This window comes from Amycolatopsis sp. QT-25, assembly GCF_029369745.1.
Taxonomy (GTDB): domain Bacteria; phylum Actinomycetota; class Actinomycetes; order Mycobacteriales; family Pseudonocardiaceae; genus Amycolatopsis.
This window is the reverse complement of record NZ_CP120210.1, coordinates 2,169,591-2,195,177: the sequence shown is the minus strand read 5'-3', so window position 1 is coordinate 2,195,177 and position 25,587 is coordinate 2,169,591. Positions and strand designations below refer to the sequence as shown.

At 69.1% G+C, this 25,587-nt stretch carries 31 protein-coding genes; 2 read left to right on the top strand and 29 right to left on the bottom strand.

What is annotated here, in order from left to right; translation table 11 throughout:
* Positions 1-5: 5 nt before the first annotated feature.
* From P3102_RS10185 to P3102_RS10135, 11 genes are all read right to left on the bottom strand, one after another.
* Positions 6-1,082, bottom strand: coding sequence for a serpin family protein (locus P3102_RS10185; RefSeq protein ID WP_276368472.1), 1,077 nt, complete (start codon positions 1,080-1,082; stop codon positions 6-8).
* 83 nt (positions 1,083-1,165) lie between these two features.
* Entirely contained in the window at positions 1,166-2,446 is a 1,281-nt protein-coding gene (locus P3102_RS10180; RefSeq protein WP_276368471.1) for a deoxyguanosinetriphosphate triphosphohydrolase, read from the bottom strand.
* A 39-nt stretch (positions 2,447-2,485) separates the two neighbouring features.
* Positions 2,486-3,118 carry a YdcF family protein gene (locus P3102_RS10175; protein WP_276368469.1) on the bottom strand — a complete coding sequence of 211 codons (633 nt, stop codon included), beginning with the start codon at positions 3,116-3,118 and terminating at the stop codon, positions 2,486-2,488.
* 32 nt (positions 3,119-3,150) lie between these two features.
* Positions 3,151-3,756 carry a response regulator transcription factor gene (locus tag P3102_RS10170; protein ID WP_276368468.1) on the bottom strand — a complete coding sequence of 202 codons (606 nt, stop codon included), beginning with the start codon at positions 3,754-3,756 and terminating at the stop codon, positions 3,151-3,153.
* Entirely contained in the window at positions 3,753-4,949 is a 1,197-nt protein-coding gene (locus P3102_RS10165) for a sensor histidine kinase (protein WP_276368466.1), read from the bottom strand. The genes P3102_RS10170 and P3102_RS10165 overlap by 4 nt, the downstream gene beginning before the upstream one ends.
* A 15-nt stretch (positions 4,950-4,964) precedes the next feature.
* Complete coding sequence (locus tag P3102_RS10160; RefSeq protein WP_276368465.1) at positions 4,965-5,693, bottom strand: ABC transporter permease; 729 nt, start codon at positions 5,691-5,693, stop codon at positions 4,965-4,967.
* Positions 5,690-6,622, bottom strand: a complete 933-nt coding sequence (locus P3102_RS10155; RefSeq protein ID WP_276368463.1) for an ABC transporter ATP-binding protein — start codon at positions 6,620-6,622, stop codon at positions 5,690-5,692. The genes P3102_RS10160 and P3102_RS10155 overlap by 4 nt, the downstream gene beginning before the upstream one ends.
* Before the next feature lie 168 nt (positions 6,623-6,790).
* Positions 6,791-8,179, bottom strand: a complete 1,389-nt coding sequence (locus P3102_RS10150) for a glycine--tRNA ligase (RefSeq protein WP_276368461.1) — start codon at positions 8,177-8,179, stop codon at positions 6,791-6,793.
* Between the two features lie 93 nt (positions 8,180-8,272).
* Complete coding sequence (locus P3102_RS10145; RefSeq protein WP_276368460.1) at positions 8,273-8,944, bottom strand: class F sortase; 672 nt, start codon at positions 8,942-8,944, stop codon at positions 8,273-8,275.
* A 159-nt stretch (positions 8,945-9,103) separates the two neighbouring features.
* Positions 9,104-9,733, bottom strand: coding sequence for a class F sortase (locus P3102_RS10140; protein WP_276368458.1), 630 nt, complete (start codon positions 9,731-9,733; stop codon positions 9,104-9,106).
* A 7-nt stretch (positions 9,734-9,740) separates the two neighbouring features.
* Complete coding sequence (locus P3102_RS10135) at positions 9,741-10,811, bottom strand: hypothetical protein (protein WP_276368456.1); 1,071 nt, start codon at positions 10,809-10,811, stop codon at positions 9,741-9,743.
* Between the two features lie 229 nt (positions 10,812-11,040).
* Between P3102_RS10135 and P3102_RS10130 the strand changes: the two genes are divergently transcribed.
* Both P3102_RS10130 and P3102_RS10125 read left to right on the top strand, forming a co-directional pair.
* On the top strand, positions 11,041-11,460 hold the full coding sequence (locus P3102_RS10130) for a metalloregulator ArsR/SmtB family transcription factor (RefSeq protein ID WP_276368455.1): 420 nt from the start codon (positions 11,041-11,043) through the stop codon (positions 11,458-11,460).
* A 2-nt stretch (positions 11,461-11,462) separates the two neighbouring features.
* Entirely contained in the window at positions 11,463-11,876 is a 414-nt protein-coding gene (locus tag P3102_RS10125; protein WP_034316411.1) for a Fur family transcriptional regulator, read from the top strand.
* Between the two features lie 104 nt (positions 11,877-11,980).
* Here P3102_RS10125 and P3102_RS10120 read toward each other — a convergent pair whose 3' ends face one another.
* From P3102_RS10120 to P3102_RS10035, 18 genes are all read right to left on the bottom strand, one after another.
* Positions 11,981-12,706 (bottom strand): TIGR03943 family protein, encoded by a 726-nt coding sequence (locus P3102_RS10120; RefSeq protein WP_276368453.1) that lies wholly within the window; start codon positions 12,704-12,706, stop codon positions 11,981-11,983.
* A complete protein-coding gene (locus tag P3102_RS10115; RefSeq protein ID WP_276368451.1) occupies positions 12,703-13,716 on the bottom strand; it encodes a permease in 1,014 nt (337 codons plus the stop codon). The genes P3102_RS10120 and P3102_RS10115 overlap by 4 nt, the downstream gene beginning before the upstream one ends.
* 37 nt (positions 13,717-13,753) lie before the next feature.
* The gene (locus P3102_RS10110) at positions 13,754-14,176 is read right to left on the bottom strand and encodes a hypothetical protein (protein ID WP_276368449.1); all 423 of its coding nucleotides are present in this window, start codon (positions 14,174-14,176) and stop codon (positions 13,754-13,756) included.
* Complete coding sequence (locus P3102_RS10105; RefSeq protein ID WP_276368448.1) at positions 14,173-14,994, bottom strand: isoprenyl transferase; 822 nt, start codon at positions 14,992-14,994, stop codon at positions 14,173-14,175. Before P3102_RS10105 ends, P3102_RS10110 begins: the two co-directional genes overlap by 4 nt.
* A gap of 39 nt (positions 14,995-15,033) precedes the next feature.
* Positions 15,034-15,795, bottom strand: coding sequence for a DNA repair protein RecO (recO, locus tag P3102_RS10100; protein ID WP_276368446.1), 762 nt, complete (start codon positions 15,793-15,795; stop codon positions 15,034-15,036).
* A gap of 49 nt (positions 15,796-15,844) precedes the next feature.
* A complete protein-coding gene (locus P3102_RS10095; RefSeq protein ID WP_276368444.1) occupies positions 15,845-16,282 on the bottom strand; it encodes a CD225/dispanin family protein in 438 nt (145 codons plus the stop codon).
* Positions 16,283-16,320: 38 nt separating this feature from the next.
* The gene (locus P3102_RS10090; RefSeq protein WP_276368442.1) at positions 16,321-16,794 is read right to left on the bottom strand and encodes a CD225/dispanin family protein; all 474 of its coding nucleotides are present in this window, start codon (positions 16,792-16,794) and stop codon (positions 16,321-16,323) included.
* 54 nt (positions 16,795-16,848) lie between these two features.
* On the bottom strand, positions 16,849-17,985 hold the full coding sequence (locus tag P3102_RS10085) for an RDD family protein (protein WP_276368440.1): 1,137 nt from the start codon (positions 17,983-17,985) through the stop codon (positions 16,849-16,851).
* A gap of 147 nt (positions 17,986-18,132) precedes the next feature.
* Positions 18,133-18,585 (bottom strand): DUF2752 domain-containing protein, encoded by a 453-nt coding sequence (locus tag P3102_RS10080; RefSeq protein WP_276368438.1) that lies wholly within the window; start codon positions 18,583-18,585, stop codon positions 18,133-18,135.
* Positions 18,582-18,932: a CD225/dispanin family protein gene (locus tag P3102_RS10075; RefSeq protein ID WP_276368437.1), complete on the bottom strand. Its 351-nt coding sequence runs from the start codon at positions 18,930-18,932 to the stop codon at positions 18,582-18,584. Before P3102_RS10075 ends, P3102_RS10080 begins: the two co-directional genes overlap by 4 nt.
* 25 nt (positions 18,933-18,957) lie before the next feature.
* Positions 18,958-19,293: a CD225/dispanin family protein gene (locus P3102_RS10070; protein ID WP_276368435.1), complete on the bottom strand. Its 336-nt coding sequence runs from the start codon at positions 19,291-19,293 to the stop codon at positions 18,958-18,960.
* A gap of 158 nt (positions 19,294-19,451) precedes the next feature.
* Positions 19,452-20,351 carry a GTPase Era gene (era, locus tag P3102_RS10065; protein ID WP_125785853.1) on the bottom strand — a complete coding sequence of 300 codons (900 nt, stop codon included), beginning with the start codon at positions 20,349-20,351 and terminating at the stop codon, positions 19,452-19,454.
* A complete protein-coding gene (locus tag P3102_RS10060) occupies positions 20,351-20,677 on the bottom strand; it encodes a cytidine deaminase (protein WP_276368433.1) in 327 nt (108 codons plus the stop codon). The genes era and P3102_RS10060 overlap by 1 nt, the downstream gene beginning before the upstream one ends.
* Positions 20,670-22,022, bottom strand: a complete 1,353-nt coding sequence (locus P3102_RS10055; RefSeq protein ID WP_276368431.1) for a hemolysin family protein — start codon at positions 22,020-22,022, stop codon at positions 20,670-20,672. Before P3102_RS10055 ends, P3102_RS10060 begins: the two co-directional genes overlap by 8 nt.
* 11 nt (positions 22,023-22,033) lie before the next feature.
* Positions 22,034-22,588 (bottom strand): rRNA maturation RNase YbeY, encoded by a 555-nt coding sequence (ybeY, locus tag P3102_RS10050; RefSeq protein ID WP_276368429.1) that lies wholly within the window; start codon positions 22,586-22,588, stop codon positions 22,034-22,036.
* Positions 22,589-22,715: 127 nt separating this feature from the next.
* The gene (locus tag P3102_RS10045; RefSeq protein WP_276368428.1) at positions 22,716-23,798 is read right to left on the bottom strand and encodes a PhoH family protein; all 1,083 of its coding nucleotides are present in this window, start codon (positions 23,796-23,798) and stop codon (positions 22,716-22,718) included.
* A gap of 114 nt (positions 23,799-23,912) precedes the next feature.
* On the bottom strand, positions 23,913-24,263 hold the full coding sequence (locus P3102_RS10040; RefSeq protein ID WP_276368426.1) for a histidine triad nucleotide-binding protein: 351 nt from the start codon (positions 24,261-24,263) through the stop codon (positions 23,913-23,915).
* 571 nt (positions 24,264-24,834) lie between these two features.
* Entirely contained in the window at positions 24,835-25,587 is a 753-nt protein-coding gene (locus tag P3102_RS10035; RefSeq protein ID WP_276368425.1) for a 16S rRNA (uracil(1498)-N(3))-methyltransferase, read from the bottom strand.

Below are 25,587 nucleotides of genomic sequence, written 5' to 3'. Positions count from 1 at the left end.
CATCCTCACGGCTCGACAACGCGGGCGAAAAAGTAGAGCACACCCGTCGAGGCATGCCTGACGAGCAGAAGGAAGGGACGATCGACGGCGACCTCGAGCGGCTCGTCGACGATGAGCGACGTCAGCCGCATCAGCACCGCCGTCGCGGCGGCGCCTTCGAGGCCTTGTTCGTCGATGCGGAGCACGGACTGGTGGACGACCTCGGACACTTCGAGCCGGTCGTCGTCGGCGAGCGCGGTGAGATCGGCGTCCGCGGTGAACATCGTCCGCACACCGAGGTTCTGGAGTTTCGCCGTGAGCGGGCTGTCGACGTCGAGGGCGAGTTTCGGCAGCGACAGGGCGATCGTCTTGGACCGCGTGTTCTCCAGCAGGACCGCCAGCTTGCCCGCGTCGAGTTCGGCGTCGTCGAGATCGCCGTCCGGCAGCAGGATGACCGCCTCCACCCCGCCCTCGGCGCCGAGGCGGACGACCTGCCAGCCGTCCTCGTGGGTGTGGTCGAGCTGTTTTTCGAGCCACATCGTCGGCACCGTACGGGTGCCGGACGGCGCGTGGAAGTCCGCGGGCGCGGTGTTGTCACCCGAGAACGGATCGGTCCACGCGGTTTTGAGATACAGGGCGTTGACGATCGCGGCGACGGTGTCCGGCGCGACGGTCCCCGGCTTCAGCAGTTCGGGGATCAGCTCGCGGGTCGCCTCGGCGACGTCGGCGTTGATCAGCCGCCGCGCTGCCTCCGGATCGTCGCCGAACGGGGCGCCGGCGACCTTCCCGCCCGGCCAGGTGGCGAGTTCCGCGCGGAAGGAGTCCTCCAGCGGGAGCCCGTCCCAGGCCCAGAGCGTGTTCGCGACCGCGAGTTCGGGCCCGTCGTCGAGCAGGGACGAGGCCTTGCCCAGCAGGTCGGCGAGCTCGTCCGGGTCGCCGAGCAGCGCGATCAGTTCTTCTCTGGTCTTCCCCTTGGCGGCCTGGGTCACCAGGCCGAGCGCGCTCGCGATCGAGTACGGCGAGAAGCACGCGTTCTCCGTGCGGCTCGCCAGCACCCGATAGAGGTCCAGACCAAACCGGAGGTGGCTTTCGGCAGCGCCCATGCCGCAGACCGTACCGTGCGGGCGCCCGTCCGTCTCCTGTCCGAAAGTTCCCTTTGGCCGTCCCGGTGCTCGTGACTCACGGCTCAGCCGTGGGGGCCCGCGTGCCGGGCATGCCACGCGTATGCCTGGGCGTCCGTGAGAGACGCCACCTGGTCGACGACCACCCGCAGGCGCGCCGCGTCGTCCGGGGCGGCCTCCCACGCGGGCAGGAACAGCCCGTCCAGCGCTTCGGGCGCGCGACGGCACAGTGCCTCGACCAGTTCGGCGAGTGTCTGACGCTGGCCGTCCTGCATCGCGAGGCGCCGTCTGTCGCTCATCACGTAGCGCAGCGCGAGCGCCTTGAACAACGCGACCTCGGCCGCGACCTGCTCCGGGACGACCAGCCGCGCGGCGTAACGGCTCAGCGGTCCTTCACCGTGCACCTCCCGCGTCGCACCGACCACCGCCGTCGCGAACCTGCCGACCAGTTCACTCGTCAGCCGCTTCAGCGCGACCTGCGCCTTGAGCGAGCCGTCGAGTCCCGGTTCGAGGAGTTCGGCGACCACGGGCAGGTCGAGCAGTTCCTTCGCCGCACCCTCCAAAGTGGACTGGGACTGCCGCGAAAACCGGCGCGCAGCCTCGGCGACCGCCGAGCGTTCCTCCGCGTCGGCCAGTACCCGCAACGAGATCCGGCCGGCCAGCACTCCGTCCTCGACGTCGTGCACCGAGTACGCGACGTCGTCGGACCAGTCCATGATCTGCGCTTCCAGGCAGGTACGGCGATCCGATGACGCCGAGATGCCTTCCCTGACCCACGCGAACACCTCGGCGTCGTCGGCGTACACGCCGTACTTCGGGTTGCCCTCTTCACGTTGCCACGGATACTTCGTCGAGGCGTCGAGACAAGCGCGGGTGAGATTCAGCCCGCCGACGACCCCGCCTTCGAGCAGGACCTTGGGCTCCAGCCTGGTCAGGATCCGCAACGTCTGCGCGTTGCCCTCGAAGCCGCCGCACGGCTGGGCGACCTCGTCCAGCGCGCGCTCGCCGTTGTGCCCGAACGGCGGGTGCCCGATGTCGTGCGCGAGGCCCGCGGTGTCCACCAGATCCGGGTCCGCGCCCAATTCGTCCGCGATCCCCCTGCCGATCTGCGCGACCTCCAGCGAATGCGTCAGCCGGGTACGCGGCACGCCGCTGACCTCGGCGCCTTCCCCGGGACCGACCACCTGCGTCTTGCCTGCCAGCCGCCGCAGGGCCGCCGAGTGCAGGACCCGCGCGCGATCACGGGCGAAGGCGCTCCGCCCGTCCCCGGCACCCTCCAGCGCCGCGCCCTTGGGCCGCTCGGGCAGCAGACGCGCCCGGTCGGCCTGGGTGTAGGTGTCACTCACCCGACCAGCTTAAGCGTGGGTACCGACACCGAGCGGGTCTCAGACGACCACCGGGGACTTCGTGAGCCGGTAATACAGCAGCGCGCCGGTCTCGCGGACGATGTAGCGCGCCTGTGTCTCGCGGGCCTGCACGACAGGGCCGCGGTGGGTGGGCGACGTCCAGGTCTCCAGCCCGGCGTCGTCGGCCATCACGCGCGCGCGGAACGAATGCCAGGGGTCGCTGACCAGCACCGCGGTCTTCCAGCCCCGCTTTCGCACCTGCTCGGCGACCGCGCGCAGGCTGCGCAGGGTGTCGCTGCCCTCGCCGACCGGCAGCGTCGCCGACTGCGGCACCCCGCGTTTGCGCAGCCACTGCACGCCCGCCTGCGCCTCGGTGTAGTTGTCGTCGGCCTTCTTGCCGCCCGCGGTGACGATCGTTTTCGCGACACCCTGGTCGTACAGCGTCTTCGCCTTCGCCAGCCGGGCCTGGAAGATCTCCGAGGGCCGACCGTTGTACTGGGCCGCGCCGAGCACCACGATGACGTCGGCCCGATCGCGTACGTCCTCCCGCGCGACCTGCCAGACCCGGAACGCCGTTCCCCCGATCACCGCGACGACGACCAGCAGGAACCCCGCCAGGATCCGGCGCACCCAGTTCGCGCGAGTGGGTTTCGTCCGTTCGGCGGTACTCACATGGGTGATTCTGGCAGAGCCGCGGGACGTTCTCAGAGCCAGCCGTGCTCTTCCGCGAGCCGCACCGCCTCGGCCCGCGTCCTTGCCCTGGTCTTGCCCATCGCGGCCGAGAGATGGTTGCGCACCGTGCCTTCGGAAAGGTGCAGCGCACCGGCGATGTCGGCCACCGTGCTGCCGTCTTTGGCGGCCCGCAGGACGTCGTGTTCGCGTCCGGTGAGCGGGCTCACGCCGGTGGCGAGCGATTCGGCGGCGAGCGCGGGATCGACCACCCGCAACCCGCCGTGGACCCGGCGGACGGCGTCGACGAGCTGCTCCGGCGGCGCGTCCTTGACCACGAATCCGGCGGCGCCCGCCGCCATCGCCCGCGAGAGATAACCGGGTCTGCCGAAGGTGGTGCAGATGATGATCCGGCACAACGGCAGCGCGCCGTGCAGTTCCGCGGCGGCTTCCAGACCGTCCTTGCCCGGCATCTGGACGTCGAGCAGCGCGACGTCCGGGGCGGTCTCCTTCGCCCGTTGGAGCACTTCGTCGCCCGAGCCGACCTGGGCGACCACCTCGATGTCGGTTTCGAGACCGAGCACGGTGGCCAACGCCCCGCGCACCATCGCCTGGTCGTCGGCGAGCAGAACCCGGATCACGCGCGGCCTCCAGCGGGTTCGGAGAGCGGCACGGGCGCGACGCTCCGCAAGGCGGACTCGGGTACCTCCGCCCGGACGAGCCATCCTCCCGCAGACGGCGTGGTGGTGGTCAAGGTCCCACCGACCGCGGCCAACCGTTCGGTGAGCCCGCGCAGGCCGTTGCCCGGCTTCTCCTCACTGCCCTCGCCGTCGTCCTCGACCTCCAGCCACGTCCTGCCGAAGCGGACTTCGACCCGCTTCGCCCCGGAATGCCGGAGCACGTTGGTGACCGCCTCCCGCAGCACGTACCCGAAGGTCCGCTGGAGGGCGGGATCGACGTTGTCCACCGCGTGCGGCAGATTCGCGTCGATCTCGGCCGCCCGCAGCGCGGCCCTCGCCCCGGCGACCTCGGCGGACAGCGACACCTCGCGGTACTCGGAGACCGTGGCGCGGATGTCCGTGAGCGCGCTGCGGGTCAGGCTTTCGACCTCGCTGATCTCCTGCAGCGCGCGGCTGTCGTCCGTGCCGCTCTCCAGGATCCGGCGCGCGAGCCCGGCCTTGACCGTGATGGTGGTGAGGCTGTGGCCGAGGATGTCGTGCAGATCCCGTGCCAGGCGCTCACGTTCACCCGCCACCGCGAGCGTCGCGATCTCCTGGTTCGCCGCCTCCAGTTTCCGCACCGCGCGGACCAGGTTCGCCATGAAGAACATCGCCGCCGTGATCGAGACGACCGCCACGAAGTCACCGAGATCGGTTTTCCCGATGACCAGGTGGAGGGCCAGCACCAGCAGCAGGGCGCCGCCGTCCAGGATCACCGCCCACGCCGGCGGCAGGGTGAAGGCCAGCACCGCCGTCGCGTAGATCAGGATGTACGGGCTGTTGTCGTGCAGGAAGACCAGGACGAGGCCGATGAGCAGCATCACCACCGAGAAGACGTAGGTCGTCCTCCGCCGGGAAGGGGTCAGAACGAGCGGGAACAGCAGATAACAGGCGCCGTAGGCGATCAGGAAACCGACGACCACCAGCGTTTTCGCGGTGACCCCCTCGCTGGCCAGCTTGACCACCGTGGGAACGAAGGTCGGCAGGACGAAGGCGGTGCCGAGCACGGCCCACTTCGCCGGCCGGGGCCCGCCGCCGATCCGCAGCGGCATGTCCGACCACCAGTTCTCCCGGTCGTCCAAGCCCGTCCTGACCCTGCCCGGGTAGTCGTTCACCGGTTCACCCTCTTCTCAGACCCGCGCACTGTCCTTACGGTAACGCCTGATCACCAGCGTCCCGAGCACCGCGGTCCATGCCGCCAGCACCCCGAGCGCGGCCGCGAGGCTCACCGGGAGCCGGTCGGTGACCACCGGGCGGACCAGCTGGATCAGCCAGTACGTCGGTGTCGCCTGGGCGAGGTCGGCCATCCACGACGGCATTCCGTCGATGGGGATCCACAGGCCGCCGAAGAAGCCCATTCCCATCATGACGACCATGTTCACCGGCTGTATCGATTCCGGCGTGCCGAACTGGCCCAGCAGCAGGCCGAGCAGCACCAGCGGGAGTGCGCCGAGCCAGACGCCGGACACCAGCCGCAGCCAGCCGCCGGCGTCCAGGTGGACGCCTTGGAAGAGGACACCGACCAGCGGGACGACGAGCAGCGCGGGGAGGGCGACGAGCATCGACGAAAGCGCTTTGCCCCCGAGATAGCCCGCGCCGGTCAGCGGCGTCAGCCGCAGCTGGCGCTGCCAGCCGGTGGATCGCTCGATGGCCAGTTTCGCGCCGCTCGTCATCGCGGCGGAGAAGGTGCCGAAGGCCATCATGTCGACCATGACCACCCCGGCGAAGTTCCGCTCGGCACCGCCGAAAACGTTGGCCTGCACCAAGAACATCAGCACCGGGAAGGCGACGGCGAAGAGCACGAACCGCGTCGACCGGAAGGTGCGGACGATCTCGGTCTTGAGATAGGTCGGGTTCATCGGGCGGCTTCCTCGGTGTTTTCCGTGCTTTCGGTGGTCAGGGAAAGGAACGCGCCTTCGAGGCCGACGGCGCTGATCTCGATGTCGTGCGCTCCGGGCAGCTGGGTGAGCAGCGCCCGCAGCGTGACGTCGGAATCGGAACTGGAGATCGCGGCACGGCCGCCGCGGAGGGAGAAACCGGTGATCGCGGGCAGCCCCGCGATCACCGGCTCCGCCGCCGCGGGCACCACCGCACGGATCGTGCGTCCCCCCGCCAGCGCACGGACCTGCGCGACCGAACCGTCCGCGACGATCCGTCCCGACCGCATCAGCACGACCCGGTCGGCGAACTCCTCGGCCTCTTCGAGATAGTGGGTGGCGAACAGGACGGTGCGACCGGAGTTCGTGTACTCGTACATGGACTTCCAGAACTCACGGCGCGTGCCGACGTCCATCGCGGCGGTCGGCTCGTCGAGGATCAGCAGATCGGGGTCGCTCACGAGCGCGACCGCGAACCGCACACGCTGCTTCTGCCCGCCGGAAAGCTTGGTGGCGCGCCGGTTCGCGAGCTTTTCGATCCCGGCGCGGCGCAGCGCCTCACGTACGGGCATCGGCTTGCGGTGCAGCGCGGCGACCATGCCGACGGTCTCCCCGACCGTGAGATCCGCGACGAGCGCGCCGCCCTGCAGCATCGCGCCGATCATCCCGTCGCCGACCGCGTCGCCCGGCTTCCGTCCGAAGACCGTCACGGTGCCGCCCTCGGGTGCCGTGAGGCCCAGGATCAGGTCGACCGTGGTGGACTTGCCCGCGCCGTTGGGGCCGAGGAGGGCGACCACCTCGCCCGGGGCGATCGTCAGTTCCACGCCGTCGACGGCGTGGACGTCGCCATAGTGCTTACGCAGCCCGGAAAGCCGTACCGCCGCCCCCGCGGTGATGTCTTGTTCTCCCATGCCTCAAGCTTGTCGCGGCGAGGCGTTCCGGACGTGGGCCGCGCGTCATGACCTGAAGGTGACAGTTGTCAGGGGTGAGCCTCCCTGAACGCTTCCCCCGTGCAATGAAAGACCCCTTCATGGCAAAATTCGCCATGAAGGGGCTTTTCCTGTCATCGGCCGAGCGGGTCAGGCGCCGATCAGGCGACCCGCCAGGTACGACTCCAGCTGGTCGATCGCGACCCGCTCCTGGGTCATGCTGTCGCGCTCCCGCACGGTCACCGCGTGGTCGTTGAGCGAATCGAAGTCGACGGTGACGCAGTACGGCGTCCCGATCTCGTCCTGGCGCCGATAGCGACGGCCGATCGCGCCGGCGTCGTCGAAGTCGGCGTTCCAGTGCTTGCGCAGCGCCGCCGCGACGTCGCGTGCCTTCGGCGTGAGATCGGCGTTGCGGGACAACGGGAGCACGGCGACCTTGAACGGCGCGAGCCGGTAGTCGAGCTTGAGCACCGCGCGGGTGTCGGTGCTGCCCTTGGCGTTCGGCACCTCTTCCTCGTGGTAGGCGTCGACGAGGAACGCCATCATCGACCGGCCGACACCGGCCGCGGGCTCGATGACGAACGGACGGAAACGCTGCTTCGTGGCCTGGTCGAAGAACGACAGGTCCACGCCGGAGTGGTTCGAGTGCGTCGTGAGGTCGAAGTCGGTGCGGTTCGCGATGCCCTCGAGCTCTCCCCACTCCTGGCCCGCGTTGAACGCGAAGCGGTACTCGATGTCGACGGTGCGCTTCGAGTAGTGGGAGAGTTTTTCCTTCGGGTGCTCGTAAAGGCGGAGGTTGTCCGCCTTGATGCCGAGGTCCTTGTACCACTCGGTGCGCGCGTCGATCCAGTACTGGTGCCAGGTCTCGTCCTCACCCGGCTCGACGAAGAACTCCATCTCCATCTGCTCGAACTCGCGCGTGCGGAAGATGAAGTTGCCCGGCGTGATCTCGTTCCGGAACGACTTGCCGATCTGGCCGATGCCGAACGGCGGCTTCTTGCGCGCCGCGGTCTGCACGTTGAGGAAGTTGATGAAGATGCCCTGCGCGGTCTCCGGGCGGAGGTAGTGCACGCCTTCCTCGGACTCGACCGGGCCGAGGTAGGTCTTGAGCATCATGTTGAAGTCACGCGGCGCGGTGTACTGCCCGCGGGTGCCGCAGTTCGGGCACGGCACCTCGGACAGGTCGTCCTCGGACACCTCCTTGCCCGACCGGGCGGAGAAGTCCTCGGCCAACTGGTCGGCGCGGAACCGCTTGTGGCAGGAGAGACATTCGATCAGCGGGTCGGTGAAGACGTCGAGGTGACCCGACGCGCTCCACACCTGACGCGGCAGGATCACCGAGGAGTCGAGGCCGACGACGTCGTCCCGGCTCTGCACGACGGTCTTCCACCACTGGCGCTTGATGTTGTCCTTGAGTTCGACACCGAGGGGCCCGTAGTCCCACGCCGACTTGGTACCGCCGTAGATCTCTCCACACGGGAAAACGAAGCCTCGACGCTTGCACAGGCTGACGACGGTCTCAATGGTGTTGGCGGGCACTCCACGCTCCGAAGCATGCGGGGACGGTTATCGGACTAGAACGACAAGACTAACCGGGAGGTCCCGCGCGACTTCCGGCGAGGTTGGAACGGGTCAGGGCCGACTCACCAACGAGGCGGTGACGATGCGGTTGTCCTCGTAACCGTCGGTTCCGCCGACGTACTCGCCACCGCAGGTGACCAGCACCAGCCGATGCGGACCGTCCGGCCCGAACAGCTTCTCCGCCTGCTCGGCCAGCTTCGTCTTGTGCACGGTGACGATCTCGTCGATCTTGTAGACCCATTTGCCCCCGTCGGTGTCGGCGACGTTCACCTGCTGACCGGCCTTGAGCCGCCACAACTCGTCGAACGGGCCCTTCTTCCCCTTCCAGTTCACATGCCCGGAAAGGAGGGACGCGCCCTGGTCGGCACCCAGTTTCGCGCCCCACCAGGTGGCTTCGTCGAGCCCCTCGGGGATGGGGAGGGTCCCGTCGGCGGTCAGCTCCTTGCGGATCAGTTTCGCCGTGCCACCGCCGGGAAGCCGGACCGTGCCGGGGGCCTGCCCGCTGACGGCGGGGGATTCGGGCGTGCGCAGCGCCGAGGTGTTGGCCTGGTCTTGGGCGGCCGCGCCGACCGGATCACTCCTTCCGGTGAAGACGACCACCGCGACCACGGCCGCCACCACGAAGATCACGGCGCAGGCGAGGATCCAGCCCGGGCCGGAGCGCTTCTTCGGCTGCTCTTCGGTCGCCGCGGCGGTGTCATCCACGTCAAACTGTCCCACCATCGGGTACTACTCCTTGCTCGCGTCAAGCCGCCGAAGCGGCCGGTGTCGCTAGACACGCGACGTGAACCGGCAGAGGTTGCACCGACTTCCGCGTTTCGTCACCTGAATGCGGTCCTTACAGGCGCGACCACCGGCTTCGGCGGACGAAATACGGAGGACTCAGGCGGGCGGGCCGGAGACAGGAGTGGCGACGACGATCCGGTTGTCGCGGTAGCCGTCGGTCCCGCCGAGGTAGTCACCGCCGCAGGTCACCAGGACCAGCCGGTGCGGCCCGCGCTGCGTGAACAGCTTCGCCGCCTGCGTGGGCAGGTCGTTCTTGTGCATGGTGACGACCTCGCGTACGCGGTAGACCCAGATGCCGCCCGCCGCGTCGCTGACGGCCACTTCCTGGCCTTCTCGCATCCGCCACAACTCGTCGAACGGACCTTTGGTGCCGCCCCAGTTGACGTGCCCGGAAATCAGCGACGTACCCGCTTCGGCACCGAGCCGCGCACCCCACCAGGCCGCGTCACCGAGCCCGCGCGGGATCGGGAGGACACCGTCGGAGTTGACCTCGGAGCGGACGAGTCTCGCCGATCCGCCTTCGGGCAGCCGGACGGTGCCGGGCCGCTGCCCGCGTGTCGAGCTGTCGGCGGGCAGCGCCAACGGCGCGCCGTCTTCGCCCGGCATGACCATGGGTTCCGCGAGCGAGACCGCCTGCTCCGGCGGGATCCAGGTCAGCACGATCACGCCCGCGGAGATGGCGAGCGCGCAGACGACGGCGGAGAGTTCCGCCAGCCAGGGCCGCACGGGGTCCCTACTTCTCCCGCACCGGCACGGGTTCGCGACGGCGGAGGAACAGCATGGCCGCGGCGCCGATCGCGATGCCGCCACCCAGCAGGGCCAGCCCGACCACGGTCCGCGTCGAGTCGGCGCTCCGCGGCGGGACACCGCCTGCGGGCACCGTCCCCGGCACCGCGGGCTGCTCGGGCGCGGCGCCCGGTCCCGTGCCGCCGGCGGGCCTCGCCACGAAGTTCCTCGGGATCGCGCAGCTCACGCCCCCGAGCACGATCGTCGTGCGGGCCTCGCGCAGATCCTTGCCCGCGTCGTCACGTACGTGCGTGACGATGTCGAGCTTCCAGCCCGCCGCCTTGGTCACGTCACCGCCGCGCCAGCCGTCCTGCCGGATGAGCTGGTCGAAAGCGGTCAGCCGGGACACGGTCAGGTCGGAGGTGGTCTTGTCCTTGCCGACGCTTTCGTTCCCGACGAGCGACGGCGGGCCGAGTTTGAGCCCCCTGACGTCGACGCCCGACGCACCGGACGGCGTCAGCTTGCCGGTTCCGTCCCGCACCCAGATCTTGCCCACACTCGTCGCCGACGTCGCCTTGCCCGGCGACGAGCAGTCCACCGAGCTTTTCGCGCCTTCGAGCACCAGCACGGTGTTTTCGGCGGGCGTCGCGCCACCACGGCCGTTGTCGATCAGGGCGTAGTTGCTCTCCGCGACCGCTGTCGGGACCGTGGTCTGCTGCAGCGCGGCGATCACGGTGTGGTCGCGGCTGGCGATACCGGCCGGGTACGGGCTCTGCGCCCCGTAGCGGCCCAGGTTGATGTCCCACTTCTCGCCGATGGTTTCCCGCTCGCCGTCGTCACGCGGGACGACGGTGCGATCCGGGGAGAGTTTCGACTGGCCGGGCGTCAGCGGTGAACGCTGGGTTTCGGTGATCAGCGATCCCGGATTCCCGATGCGCACGGAGGCCACGTTCGCGAAGGACACGGGGCCGACCTTCTCGTCGACGGCCTGCGCCGTCTGCGCCGAGGCGAGCCCCGGAGCCGACGCCAGAACGAAGGCCGCCGTCGTGGCGGCCAGCTTCGTCACGAAACGAGTCATGTCTCCCCACTGCCTCTCCCGGCCCTCGGAGCGCGGTCGTCAGCGGGTGAGAAGCGACGAAACGCTCCGCGACAACCTTGCACCGTTGGCGACCACATGCGAAGTGGAATGGTCATTTCTTTGCGAAGTCACCCGAACGGAGCACAGGCGAAGCAACCAAGTGGTCTCCCGCTCGGCGAACAGGCCACCGGGATGGGGAACACTAAGATGGCGTGGACTGTTACCGGCAATGACTTCGGAAATCATGATGGACATGGAGGCGGCGATGGCTACGGTGACCCCGGACTCGGCCGCCCCGGGCTTCACGGAAGACCCCGGACCGCATTCGTCGGCCCGTCCCCCCGCCGAACCCGCCACGTCGGCCTCACCCGCCATCCTCGCGGACGCCGGCGACTTGCTCAGGGCACTCGCCGCGCCCGTGCGCATCGCCATCGTCCTGCAACTGCGGGACGCGGACAGATGCGTCCACGAACTGGTGGACACGCTCGATGTCGCGCAGCCGCTGATCAGCCAGCACCTGCGGGTACTGAAGACCGCGGGTGTCGTACAGGGTGAGCGACGCGGCCGTGAGGTGGTGTACCGGCTGGTCGACGATCACCTTGCGCATATCGTGGTGGACGCCGTAGCCCACGTTCAGGAGGGGAAGTGAGCATGAGTCCGACGACGGCCAACAGTTCCGCGCCGGTGCCGGGCCGCCGGTCGACGAAACAGCGGGCCGCCGTGGTCGAGCTGCTCAAGGAGATCGACGACTTCCGTTCCGCCCAGGAACTGCACGACGAGCTGCGCAAACGCGGCGACGGCATCGGACTCACGACGGTGTACCGGACGCTGCAGTCGCTCTCGGAGGCCGGCGAGATCGACGTCCTGCGCACCGACACCGGCGAGGCCATCTACCGGCGCTGCTCGTCGCACCACCACCATCACCTCGTGTGCCGGATCTGCGGCAGCACCGTCGAGGTCGAGGGACCGGCCGTGGAGCGATGGGCGGAGAAGATCGCCTCGGAGCACGGCTTCTCCGACATCAGCCACACCGTGGAGATCGTCGGGACCTGCTCGAACCACTGACACCCCCGTGCTCCCCCCTCGCGATGAAGGACGCTTTCCTGGCAAATTTCGCCAGGAAAGCGTCCTTTCATCGCACGCCGCCGGGGGCACGCCACAGGCCCGCGTCAGTACTCGTAAGGGTCCTTCGGCGCCGGCACCTGCCGCACCGAAGTGAGCGTCAAGTCCGGCATGTAGCTGTTCTCCCGAACCGCGGTGCCGGGTACGACCGTCCCGGTCACCTCCAGCCAGGTGTCGTCACGGAAACCCGACGCGCCCTCCCCCACGAGCCGCACGGTGATCGGGAAGGCGTCGGCGGCGCAGCAGCCGATCACCATCCTGGCCAGCATCGTGTCGCCCTCGTTGTGCACGACGAACCCGGACAGCCGCACCGTCCGCCCGGTCAGGCTCCCGCTCTTGTCCCAGCCCGCCCGGCTGACGAACTCGTTGACCTCCAACGGGATCACCTCACCGGCGGGCAGGGGCGGGAAGGCGGCCGCGTTGCTCGCCGAAGCGCTTTGCGGCGCCCTGGCCTCGGTGCGGGTCACCGAATCGGCGCCGAGCGCGGGCGGCGCGACCAGGAACACGGCCAGCACCGGCACCATCAGCAGCCAGGCCGAACGGGTGTTGTGGTCGTGCGCGTGGACATCGCCGGACACGACGGCGGCCGCCCGCGCGGCCAGCAGGTCGCGGACGATCGCGATCGCGCCGAGCGCCACCATCACCGCGCCGCCCGCGATGATCCACGGCTGCTGCGCGGGTTTGACGTAGCGCAGGTAGTCGCCGTTGACCGTGATCTTGAGCAGCGCCCCGCCGAGCAGGATCAGCAGGATGTTCTGGGTCTCGCGTTTCACGCGCCACCTCCGAGGACGAGCACGCCGGAGACGACGGCACAGGACAGCGCGACGACGAACGTCACGGGCGCGAACCGCAGCGCGAAGGATTTGCCGAAGGTGCCGGTCTGCAGGGCGAACAGTTTCACGTCGATCGCGGGCCCGACCACCAGGAACACCAGTTTCGGCAGCAGCGGCATGGCGGTCAGCGACGCGGCGACGAAGGCGTCGGCCTCACTGCACAGGGCCAGCACGACGGCGAGCACGGCCATCACCAGCACGCCGAGCACGATCTGCTCCCCCAGCACACCGAACCATTCGGCGGGCACCAGCACGTTCATCGCGGCGGCGATCATCGCGCCGAGCACGAGGAACCCGCCCGCCTCGACCAGGTCGGCCCGCGCGGTCTCGGCGAAGGTCTTCCAGCGCGAACCGTGCCGGACCTCCGGCATGCGCCGCAGAGCGCGCTCCGCGATCCAGTCGAGCTTGCCCCACTTCGCCCACAGCCAGCCCATCGCCATCGCCGTGGCGAGCGAACCGGCGAACCGGGCGAACACCATCTCCGGGTTCCCGGGGAACGCCACCGCCGTGGCGACCAGCACCACCGGGTTCACCGCGGGCGCGGCCAGCAGGAACGTCAGCGCGGCCGCGGGTGCGACACCCTGGCCGATCAGCCGCCGCGCGACCGGCACCGACGCGCATTCACAACCCGGCAGGGCGACCCCGGCCAGTCCCGCGACACCGACCGCCGCACCGGCCCGGCGAGGAAGCACCTTCTCCAGCACCCGCGCGGGTACGAACGCCGCGATCGCGCCGCTGATCAGCACCCCGAGCACCAGGAACGGCAGCGCCTGTACGCAGACGGCGACGAACACCGTCGACCCGGTCCGCAGCGCGGGCACGTCGAACACCTGCTGGAGCCAGCTCTGCCCGAGGATCGCGATCAGCAGGATCGCGCAGAGCACCTCGATCGAGGTGATCTTGAACCGCCGGGCCGGTTTCACCGGGGCGCTCCTGGAAATGGTTTCCATGCGCGAGATGATGCCAGGTGACCCTGCGTTCCGGTGGTCACTCCCCGGGAGTGGTGCCCAGCAGATCCGAGCGCAGCTGCGACGCGGTCGAGACCACCAGCATGAGCAGCGTTCCGAGGGGCGAGGGATCCATGCCCTCGGCCGGGAACGCGTACCTCAACGTGATGTCGATGCCCTTGTCCGAGCGCACGACGCCGAGCGTGCCGAACAGACCCTGTCCGGCCCGTTCCGCCGCCGAGGCCGCGATCGCCGGATCGTCCGGCAGATCCCAGGCGACGACGCAGGTCAGGCTCAGCACGGTCAGCCCCTCGGCCAGCCGGGTCGCCTGGATGACACACGGGACGTCCGCGTGCGAAAAGGTCAGCGCGCCGTCGTCGTCGACGTGGACGTCGAGATAGCGCTCGAGGGCTTCCCGAGCCGACGTCAGCAACGCCGCCGTGTCCGCCGCTTCGGTGGTCATGCCGTTCCTTCCGAAGCTTTGTCGATGGCCCCGCCGAAGCGGCGGTCCCGTTTCGCGAACTCGAGGCACGCCCGCCACAGATGGGTGCGGTCGAAGTCCGGGAAGAGCGTGTCCTGGTAGACCATCTCGGCGTAGGCCGACTGCCAGAGCAGGAAGTTCGACGTCCGCTGTTCCCCCGACGGCCGCAGGAACAGGTCCACGTCCGGCATGTCGGGCTGGTACAGGTACTTGCCGATGGTCTTCTCGGTGACCTTGTCCGGGTTCAGTTTCCCGTCGGCGACGTCCTGCGCGATCCGCCGCATGGCGTCGCCCAGTTCGGCCCGGCCGCCGTAGTTGACGCACATGGTCATGTTCAGCGCCGTGTTGTCCTTGGTCTTCTCCTCGGCGACCTGCAGTTCCTTGATCACGCTCGCCCACAGCTTGGGACGGCGGCCCGCCCAGCGGATGCGGACGCCGATCGAGCCGAGGTAGTCGACCTGACGCCGGATGGTGTCGCGGTTGAAGCCCATCAGGAAACGGACCTCTTCCGGGCTCCGCTTCCAGTTCTCGGTGGAGAAGGCATACACCGACAGCCATTTGACGCCCAGTTCCACGGCGCCGCTGGCGACGTCGATCATCACCGCTTCGCCGCGTTTGTGCCCCTCGATGCGCGGCAGCCCCCGCTGGTTGGCCCAGCGGCCGTTGCCGTCCATCACCAGCGCGACATGCTTCGGAAGGAGTTCCCGGGGGATCTCCGGTGGCCGGGCACCGGAGGGATGCGGCTCCGGCGCGCGAAGTTCGAATTGTGACGCCTTGTTCCCGCGTCCCCTGCGCAGCACCTTCGAGCCTCCTGATCGAGTGAACCTGTGCCTGCGACCCTACTGCGCTCCGGTGGTGCTCTCCCGCGCACGCCTCTCCACCAGCGGCAGCGAGCGCAACTGACGCTCCAGATGCCACTGCAGATGGGCCGCCACCAGGCCGGACGCGTCCCGCCGCGGCACCGGCTGCGACGCTTCCGCCACCGGCCATTCGCCGTGCAGGAGCGCCGCGAGCAGGGTCAGCACCTCCGGGGAGGGGTGCACACAGCCGGGAACCCGGCAGTCCGGGCACATCGAGCCGCCCGCCGACACGCTGAACGCCTTGTGCGGCCCCGGCAGGCCGCATCGGGCACATTCGGTGATCGCGGGCGCCCAGCCGGCGTAGGCCATGGCCCGCAGGAAGAAGGCGTCGAGCACGAGGGAACTGTCGCGTTCACCGCCCGCGAGCGCGCGAAGGGCGCCCACGACGAGCATGTAGAGCTTGAGCACCGGCTCGCCCTCTTCGGCGGACAGCCGATCCGCCGTCTCGGCGATGGCGCTCGCCGCGGTGTAGCGCTGGTAGTCGGCCACCAACGGCAGCGCGAAGGCGTCGACCGTCTCGACCTGGGTGATCACATCGAGGGAGCGGCCGGTGTAGAACTGGACGTCGACGTGGCCGAACGGCTCCAGCCGCGCCCCGAAACGCGATGACGTCCGCCGCACGCCTTTCGCGACCGCGCGGACCTTGCCGTGCCGCCGCGTCAGCAGGGTGACGATCCGGTCGGCCTCACCCAGCTTGTGCGTCCGCAACACCACCCCGGTGTCGCGATAGAGGTTCACCACCCCGACATCGTCCCACCCGGGACCGACATCGGGGTGGTGCGCCCCGGGATCAGCAGTAGCTGCCGTAGCAGCTGTACGTCGCCGTCGAAGCCGCGACGATCGAAATGATGATCATCACGATGGCGAAGACGCAGCCAAGGCCACCGATGATCGACGCGATCATGCACATGGTCCTCGTGGACCGCGACGCGTCCGCGGCGGCGGCGTAGTTGCCCTGCATCTTGTAGGTGTTGACCTCGTTGGACTTCATGATCGCGAAGATCGCGATGATCCAGCAGAGGAAGATGCACCCGATCGCCCAGCCCTTGTAGTCCTTGATGGCGTTGATGTCGCCACCGCCGCCGGGCATGCCACCCGGGGCACCGTAGGGGGAAGGCTGGCCGTACGGGGCCGGCTGACCGTAGGGAGCGGGCATGCCGCCGGACGGCGGCCCGTAGCCGGGCTGTTGCTGGCCATAGGGCTGCTGCTGGCCGTAAGGGTTGGTCATGAAAGTGGTCCTCGTTGTTCTTTCGTTCTACGGTCGGGCTAAAACGCCGTCGCGACGGCCAGGATGATCCAGAGGATGGAGAACAGGCAGCCGACACCGCCGATGATCGAGGCGATCATGCACATGGTCTTCGTCGACTTCGACGCGTCCGCGGCGGCGGCGTAGTTGCCCTGCATCTTGTAGGTGTTGACCTCGTTGGACTTCATGATCGCGAAGATCGCGATGATCCAGCAGAGGAAGATGCACCCGATCGCCCAGCCCTTGTAGTCCGGGATCGAGTTGATGTCGCCGCCACCGGGCATGCCACCCGGAGCGCCATACGGCGCGGGCTGACCGTACGGCGCGGGCTGACCATAGGGCGCAGGCTGGCCGTACGGCATCGGGTTCGCACCGGACGGCTGACCGTACGGCGCGGGCGTGGCGCCGGACGGGGGTCCGTATCCGGGCTGAGGCTGCTGGCCATAGGGCTGCTGCTGGCCGTAGCCGGGCTGCTGGCCGTACGGGTTCGTCATCGGGTTCCCCACTTGTGTCGTGCTTCCCGGCGGGTGGATCCCGCCGGTCGTTCCTCACTGCTGCGGTGTGCCGGGCCCGTTCGCCCCATCCGCTCCGGGCAACTGCTGCCTCAGCTGCTCCGGGGTGATCTTCTGCGTCGGCTCGGCTTCGTCGAACACGGACGGCGCCTGCTGAGGCCGCTGCCCGGAACGGAGGACCTGCGTCGGCTCGGACTCGCCAAGGGCCGGTCCAGGCTGGGACTCCGGGGACGGCGCCGCGGTTCCCTGCGGCTGCTGACCGAACGGCTGGGACGGCTGCTGCCCGAACGGCTGCGGCTGCCGGGCCTGCTGCCCGAACGGGGAAGGCTGCTGCGCGCCGAACGGCGACGGCTGCTGCGGCTGCTGGCCGAACGGCGAGGACTGCGCGGGGAACGACGGCGAAGAAGTCGGCGGGGCGGGAAATCCGGGATGCTGACCGAACGGTGCCGACACGGGCGCGACGGCTTCGCCAGGCACGACGACGGTGCCGAGGATCTTGTCGGCGAACGTCTGCTTCTTCCCGTCCCACAGCGGCCAGAGGTAACCGAGGCCGCAGATCCAGCCGTCGAGGTTGTGGCACAGGTCCCGGACGAAGGCCATCAGCGGGCCGATCGGCTGTCCGTCGCTCTCGCGGACGAGCTTGATCTTCAGGATCTTCTTGCCGAGCGACTGGCCGGTGGTCCCCATCCGGATCCACCGGTTGTAGACGGTCCAGCCGAATCCCGCGAGGTAACCGAGGCCGGCGATGACCAGGCCGAGCGTCTCCGGCCCCACCGCCGAAATGATCCCGCCGATGATCGGGAGCACGACGATCGGTCCGAAGTCGATGAGGGTCGCGCCCGCGCGCAGGCCCCAGTGGGCGTAGTCGGTCCGCGGGCCGAACTGCGTGGCCTGGCCGAACGGCGAAGACTGCTCGGACTGTCCGAACGGCTGCTGCGGCGCGCCGAACGGCGACGACTGATCCGCTTGCTGCGGCTGCTGCCCGAACGGTGACGACTGCTGGGGCTGCCCGAACGGTGAAGACTGCTCCCCCTGCGGAGCCTGCTGCCGCCCGAACGGCGAGGGCTGTTCTCCCGACGGCGGCTGTCCGAACGGCTGCTGCTGCCCTTCCCCCGGCGGGGGCCCGGGCGGCGGCTGCTGTCCCGGCGGCTGACGGCCGTAGGGAGTGGTCATCGAAATCCCCTCGCTGGTTCCTCGCCCCTGGCGCACGGGTTCTCGTGCGGCGACCCGGGCTGAATGTACGGCATGGGTACACACCGAGCAGACCGGTGCGCGGGAGCGTACTCGGTATCACCGACGATCCGGGCCTCGGCCCGGCACTCAGACGTAGAGCGAGGTGAACGGGGCGAAGGGCAGGTTACGGATGACGAACCAGACGACGAACACGACACCGAACGCGAGCGGTGTCCAGCGCCAGTGCAGCCAGCTGTTCACGGCCCGGCCGCGAAGTCTGCCCACCGCCCAGGCGACGGTGCTCCAGACGAGCAGCAGCACGACCACGAAGGACACCGCGTTGTAGTGCAGCGCGGCGGGAATGTCCCCGTGCAGCGCGCTGTAGACCATGCGCATGCCACCGCAGCCGGGGCAGGCGATGCCCAGCAGCGACTTCGTGGGGCAGACCGGAAGCGGCCCGCCGGGAGTGGTGGGATCACCCAGCCAGAGGACGACGCAGCCGAGACCGGCGCCTGCCGCGATGGCCAGGGGTGGCCCCAGCGCGCGGGCCCGTGCTGTGAACCCGCGCGCCGGGAATCCCGTGTAGACGGACGTCGTCACGGCGTGAAGCTTCCCGCCGACGCGCCGATGATGACCATCACCACGATGAAGATGATGTACAGCAGGAAAAGAACGCCGGTGGCGATCGCTCCCCACATGGACCACTTCTTCGCGTCGTCGGCGGCCTTCTGGGCTTCGGCGTGGAAACCCTGTGACCACAACGTCTGCACCTGGCTCGACTTCACGATCGCCACGATACCCAACGGCAAGCAGCACAACACCGTGCAGAGAATGGCCCACACCAGGTTGTTGTCCGGCGGGGGACCGTAGTTCGGCATACCACCGTAATACGGCTGCTGCGGCGGAGGCCCGCCCGGGGGCGGGTAGTTCGGGTACTGGTCGGTCATGAGGTCTCCCCCTCGATCGCCTCGATCAGCGGTAGTTGTTCATGTCGGCCGAGAAGACACCCAGGGCGACGACGAGAACAACGTAGAGGATGGCGATCACGACACCGACGATGGCGGCGATGATCGACCACTTCTTGGCGGCGTTGGCCGCCTCCTGCGCCGCGGCGGGCTGGCCCTGCGCCCAGAGGGTGTTCACCTGGTTCGCCTTGACGATGGCGACGATCCCGAAGGGCAGGCAGCACAGGATCGTGGTGAGGATGGCCCACACCAGGTTGTTGTTGGGCGGCGGGCCGGGGTTGTTGAAGCCGCCACCGCCCTGAGGGTCGCCGGAGTAGTTGGGCAGGCCCTGGTTGTCGGTCATTTACCGCTTTCCCTTCACGAATGAGATGTGGAACTACGACCCGGGCGCGCGCCGCCCGATCAGCGATCACCGGAGTCAAGGGTTGAGACTCTAAGGTCACCCGTCCGGTTCCACACCATCAACCGGTCTCCGCGACCGAATCGAGACATTCCGTTCAGTCAGAAGCCCAGTCGTCGCAACTGACGGGGATCGCGCTGCCACTCCTTGGCGACCTTGATGTGCAGGTCGAGGTAGACCTTCGTGCCGAGAAGCCCCTCGATCTGCTGACGCGCGCGGGCGCCGACGTCCTTGAGGCGCTCACCCTTGTGCCCGAGGATGATGCCCTTCTGGCTCGGTCGTTCCACATAGAGGAACGCGTGCACGTCGATCATGTCGTCCCTGCCCTCGTGCGGCAGCATTTCCTCGACGGTGACGGCGATCGAGTGCGGGAGCTCGTCCCGGACACCCTCCAGCGCGGCCTCGCGGATCAGCTCGGCGACCAGGGTCTGTTCGGGCTCGTCGGTGAGTTCGCCGCCCGGATACAGCTGCGGGCCTTCGGGAAGGTGCCGTACCAGCAGGTCCGAGAGCGCGCCGACCTGGAACCCGTCGACAGCGGACACCGGGATCAGTTCGGCGAACTCCATGACCTCCTGCAGGGCGAGCAGCTGCTCGGCGACCTGCTCGGGTTTCACGAGATCCGTCTTGGTGACGACGCCGATCACCGGGGTACGCTTGGCGATCTTCTTCAGTTCGGCGGCGATGAACCGGTCACCGGGACCCACTTTTTCGTTGGCGGGCACGCAAAGCCCGACAACGTCCACTTCGGACCATGTCGAGTGGACGATGTCGTTGAGCCGCTCGCCGAGCAGGGTCCTCGGCCGGTGCAGTCCCGGCGTGTCGATGATCACGAGCTGGGCGTCGTCGCGGTGGACGATGCCGCGGATGGCGTGCCGGGTGGTCTGCGGTTTGCTGGAGGTGATCGCCACCTTGCTGCCGACGAGCGCGTTGGTCAGCGTGGACTTGCCCGCGTTGGGCCGCCCGACGAAACAGGCGAAACCGGAACGGTGCGGCTCGGCCATCAGTTCAGCACCTTGCCGGTGGGATCCGCGAGATAGACCGGGGCCTCTTCGGCGATGTCGCGCACCGCCTGCACGGACGCTTCCTTGAGCAGTCCTTCGGCGGTGACCACGACGGCGGCCTCGATTCCTTCGGCTCCGCTCGAAACGGCGGCGGCGACGGCGGCCTGCAGCGCGGTGAGTCGGAACGACGGCTGGTCGACCGTGCTCGCCGCGTAGGTGCGGCCGTCGGTGTCGCGGAGGGCAGCGCCCTCGGCGGCCTGGGTGCGGGCTCGCGCGGACCTGGCCAGGGTCACCAGCTTCTGGTCCTCGGCGTCCAGCTCAGGCATGTTCGACACTCCTGTCACTTTCATCGGGCTGCGGGACCCGGGTCCGACGCCTGCCAGAGGCCGCGTCGGTCACCGCGTCCGCGTCGGCGGGGTGGACGACCACCGTGGTGATCCGCATCCGCCCGCGCCGGTCCTTACCGCCTTCGGCGAACAGCCGAAGTCCGGCGACCTCGGCTTCGGCCCCCGGCAGCGGGACCCTACCCAGTCGCTCGGCGAGCAGTCCGCCCACGGTCTCCACGTCGTGGTCTTCGAGATCGATCCCGAACAGTTCGCCCAGGTCGTCGACCGAGAGCCGGGACGAGACGCGGACCGCGCCGTTTTCGAGTTCTTCGACCTCGGGACGCTCGTCGGCGTCGGATTCGTCGGTGATCTCGCCGACGATCTGCTCGAGGACGTCCTCGATGGTGAGCAGGCCGGCGGTGCCGCCGTACTCGTCCACGGCGATCGCCATGTGGTTGTGCGAGACCTGCATCTCCTTGAGCAGGTCGTCGAGCCGCTTCGAGTCCGGCACGAAGCTCGCCGGGTTCATCAGCTCCTCGACCCACCGGTGCGAACCGCCCTCGGCCATGTACGCGGGCATGAGGTCCTTGATGTTGACCACACCCACGACGTCGTCGACGGAGTCGCCGATCACGGGCAGCCGGGTGAAGCCGGTGCGCAGGGCCAGCGCGAGCGCCTGCCGCACCGTCTTGTCGTGCTCGATCCAGACGATCTCCGTGCGCGGCACCATGACCTCGCGCGCGACGGTGTCGCCGAGTTCGAACACCGAGTGGATCATCTCGCGTTCGGATTCCTCGACGACGCCGCGCTCCTGGGCGAGGTCGACCAGCTCACGCAGCTCGACTTCGGAGGTGAACGGGCCCTCGCGGAAGCCTCGGCCGGGGGTGATCGCGTTACCGAGGACGATCAGCAGCCTGCTGAGCGGGCCGAGGATCGAGCCGAGGACGCGGACGGGTCCCGCGACGACGAGCCCGATCCGGTACGGGTGCTGGCGGCCGAGGGTGCGAGGGCCGACTCCGATCAGCACGTAACTCACCACGACCATCACCCCCGCGGCGACGACGATGGCGAGCCACAGCGGCCGGATCCAGCGGAGGACGTCGGCGGTGACCAGCACGGTGGCGGTCAGCTCGCAGGTCATCCGCAGCAGCAGGATCAGGTTGATGTGACGGCGGCGTTCGGCGATGACCAGCGAGAGCTGCCGCGCGCCGGGGCGGCCGAGCCGGACGAGGCCATCGGCGCGGGCCTTGGAGACCGTGCTGACCGCCGCGTCGGCGGCCGCGAACACCCCGGCGAGCAGGATCAGCGCGATGGCGATGACCAGCAGGGCCGTGGGACTACCCATTTCGGCGCCGCCTAGGCCGGGGATTCGTCGGCGGGCACCGTGTCGAGACCGGCGGTGCCGAGGAGCCTGTCGTCCGCGGAACGCTGTGCGTCGCGCTTGTTGAGCGCGGCCACGGCGGCCTGGAACTCGCCGAGGATCCGCTTCTGCAGACCGAACATCTCGCGTTCCTCGGCGGGTTCGGCGTGGTCGTAGCCGAGCAGGTGCAGCACGCCGTGCGTGGTGAGCAGGTGCAGCTCGTCCATCAGCGAATGACCGGCCGTCTTGGCCTGGTCCTTCGCGAACGCCGGGCACAGCACGATGTCACCGAGCAGCGCGGGTGAGGCGTCGGGCGCGTCGGGACGGCGCGACGAGTCCAGCTCGTCCATCGGGAAGGCCATCACGTCGGTGGGCCCTGGCAGGTCCATCCACCGTTCGTGCAGGTCTTCCATCACCTCGAGGGTGACGAGCAGGATGGACAGCTCGGCGAGCGGGCTGACCTCCATCTTGTCGAGCGCGAAGCGGGCGGCCGACACGATCGACGTCTCGTCGACGTTCGCGCCGGATTCGTTGGCGATCTCGATGCTCATTTTTCATCCCCGATGGTGCGCGCGACCGCTGCTCCGTAGCCAGACCTCCGGCCCGCCTCCGCGTCAGCGGGGCCTTCGGCCGAAAACGCGCGCGTTCTGGTCGATTCGGGCGTCGGGTCTTCGTTCCTCAACGCCGCTGACCTTTCCAGCCGTTGCCCTTGTCCTGGCTGTCCTGCAGCGCCTGCCACTTCTCGTACGCGTCGACGATGTCGCCGACGAGCCTGTGCCGCACCACGTCCTGGCTGGTGAGCTGGGCGAAGTGCAGGTCGTCGACACCTTCGAGGATGTCCCGGACCACCCGCAGGCCGCTCTTCTGGCCGCTGGGGAGGTCGACCTGGGTGACGTCGCCGGTGACGACGATCTTGGCGCCGAACCCGAGCCGGGTGAGGAACATCTTCATCTGTTCCGGCGTGGTGTTCTGCGCTTCGTCGAGGATGATGAAGGCGTCGTTGAGGGTGCGGCCGCGCATGTACGCGAGCGGCGCGATCTCGATGGTGCCCGCCTGCATCAACCGCGGGATCGACTCGGGCTCGACCATGTCGTGCAGCGCGTCGTAGAGCGGGCGCAGGTACGGGTCGATCTTCTCGTTGAGCGTCCCCGGCAGGTAGCCGAGGCGCTCGCCCGCTTCGACCGCGGGACGGGTCAGCACGATGCGGGTGACCTGCTTGGCCTGCAGCGCCTGGACGGCCTTGGCCATGGCGAGATACGTCTTGCCGGTACCGGCGGGGCCGATGCCGAACACGATGGTGTGCTTGTCGATGGCGTCGACGTAGCGCTTCTGGTTGAGCGTCTTGGGCCGGATCGTCTTGCCGCGCCGGGAGATGATGTTCATGCTCAGCACTTCGGCCGGTGACTCGTGGTCACCGGTGGAGAGCATGCCGACGGTGCGACGGACGGTGGCCGGGTCGACCTGCTGGCCGCGCCCGGCGAGCGTCACGAGTTCGGCGAAGACACGTTCGGCGAAGGCGACGTCGGCGGGGGCGCCGGTCAGGGTGACCTCGTTGCCCCGGACGTGGACGTCGGCGGCGAGGAGTTCTTCGGCGACGCGGAGGTTTTCGTCCCTCGAGCCGAGCAGGCTGAGCGCGGCGGCGTCGGGGATGGGGAATCGGGACTGAGCCGCTTCGACGACCGTGGCCTCGTCGGCCTTCGTCGCGGTGACGTCCACGGGAACGTCGGGTCGGGCGGCTTCACCCGGTACGGTTCCGGCCACGTGGCCTCGGGCCTACTTCCTGCGCTTACGCTGCGATTTTCAACGACAGGGACAAGGTCGATGTTACTGGTTGCGGGTGGCGGCACGCAGGTCGGTTTCCGCAGGCCGCGCGCTTCACCGTCCGAAATGACCCAGCTGCTCGCCGCCGAGCACGTGCGCGTGCACGTGGAAGACGGTCTGCCCGGCGTCACGGTCGGTGTTGAAGACCACCCGGTACCCGGATTCGGCGATCCCCTCGAGTTCCGCGACCTTCTCGGCGGTGGCGGTCACGTCGGCGAGGAGCCGCGGGTCCGCGGCGGCCAGTTCGGCGACGTTCCGGTACCGCTTCTTCGGCACCACGAGCACGTGGACCCGCGCCTGCGGCGCTATGTCCCGGAACGCATAGGTCGTCTCGTCCTCGTACACCTTGTCGGACGGGATCTCGCCCGCGATGATCCGCTCGAACAACGTCTCCGCGTCACTCATTCCCCCACCCTATCTCCACGCCGCCCCATGAGCGGATGGCCGACACACGCACGGAACGGACGACACGCGTGACGGAACGGACGACTCACGTGCTCAGACGGACGACTCACTCCCGCCCACTCCCGACGCGCCCCCACCCCACCAGGCGAGGGCCGCCAGGCCCTATGCCGGTACCGAAGACCTACGCACGCTCGGTCCCCTACGCACGCTTCGCTTTGCTGCGTGGCCGCCAACCGCCGCCGGACGCACCGTGGGGGGTCCGGGGGGCTCGGCCCCCCGGCAGACACGCGGAACCGCGCCGCGGCGCGGTTGGGGGGACGCAGCAATGAGCGAAGCGAACTTGCGAAGCCCCCCAATGAAGACGCCGCGGCGCGGTGGAGCCTGGGGGTCGCTCCACCGCCGCCGCGGCTCCGCCGGACCGAGGGGGGAGGTGCCCGGCGGGGATTCACGCGCGCGACCGGGCTTCATCCCCAGTGGCGCGCCGAAACCGTGTGTTGCGCGTCAGTTAACGAGAGTAACGGCTGTTTGCGTGATCGCGCCATAACTCGCCGCAAATTGGTGGGGTGTTTTTTCACTTCCAGCGGTCGGTGAGAACGCCGAGTGCACCGAGTGCGACGGCGGCGGCGGTGGAGGTGCGTAAAACGGTGGGGCCCAACCGGATGGCGGTGGCGCCGGCGTCGGTGAGGGTGGCGAGTTCTTCGTCGGTGATGCCGCCTTCGGGGCCGACGACGAGGAGGATGTCGCCCTGTGCCGGGAGTTCGATCTCGGTGAGGCGGGTGGTGATGCCGGATTCGAGGACGAGTGCGCGGGAAACGGTCTGGGCGAGTTCGGCGAGTTCGCGGGTGGTGGCGGGTTCGGCGACTTCGGGGACGTGGGCGCGGCGGGCTTGTTTGGCGGCGGCGCGGGCGGTGGTGCGCCAGCGGGTGAGGGCTTTGTCGCCGCGGGTTCCGTCTTCCCAGCGGGCGACGCTGCGGGCGGCGCGCCAGGGGACGATGGCGTCCGCGCCCGCTTCGGTGGCGAGTTCGACGGCGAGTTCCCCGCGGTCGCCTTTGGCGAGTGCTTGGGCGACGACGACGCGCAGTGCGGGTGGTTCCTCGGTCCAGTGTTCTTCGATGGCGAGGGTGAGTGCCGCGTCCCTGCCCGCTTGGACGGCTTCGACGACGCAGCGCGCCATGCCGCCTTCGCCGTCGGAAAGCACGAGACGTTCGCCGACGCGCAGTCGCCGGACGGTGGCGGCGTGCCGGGCTTCCTCGCCGTCGAGGGTGGTGCGCCCGGAGCCGGGCAGCGCGGCGGTGAGGAAGACCGGCAGTGTCGTCTCGGGCAC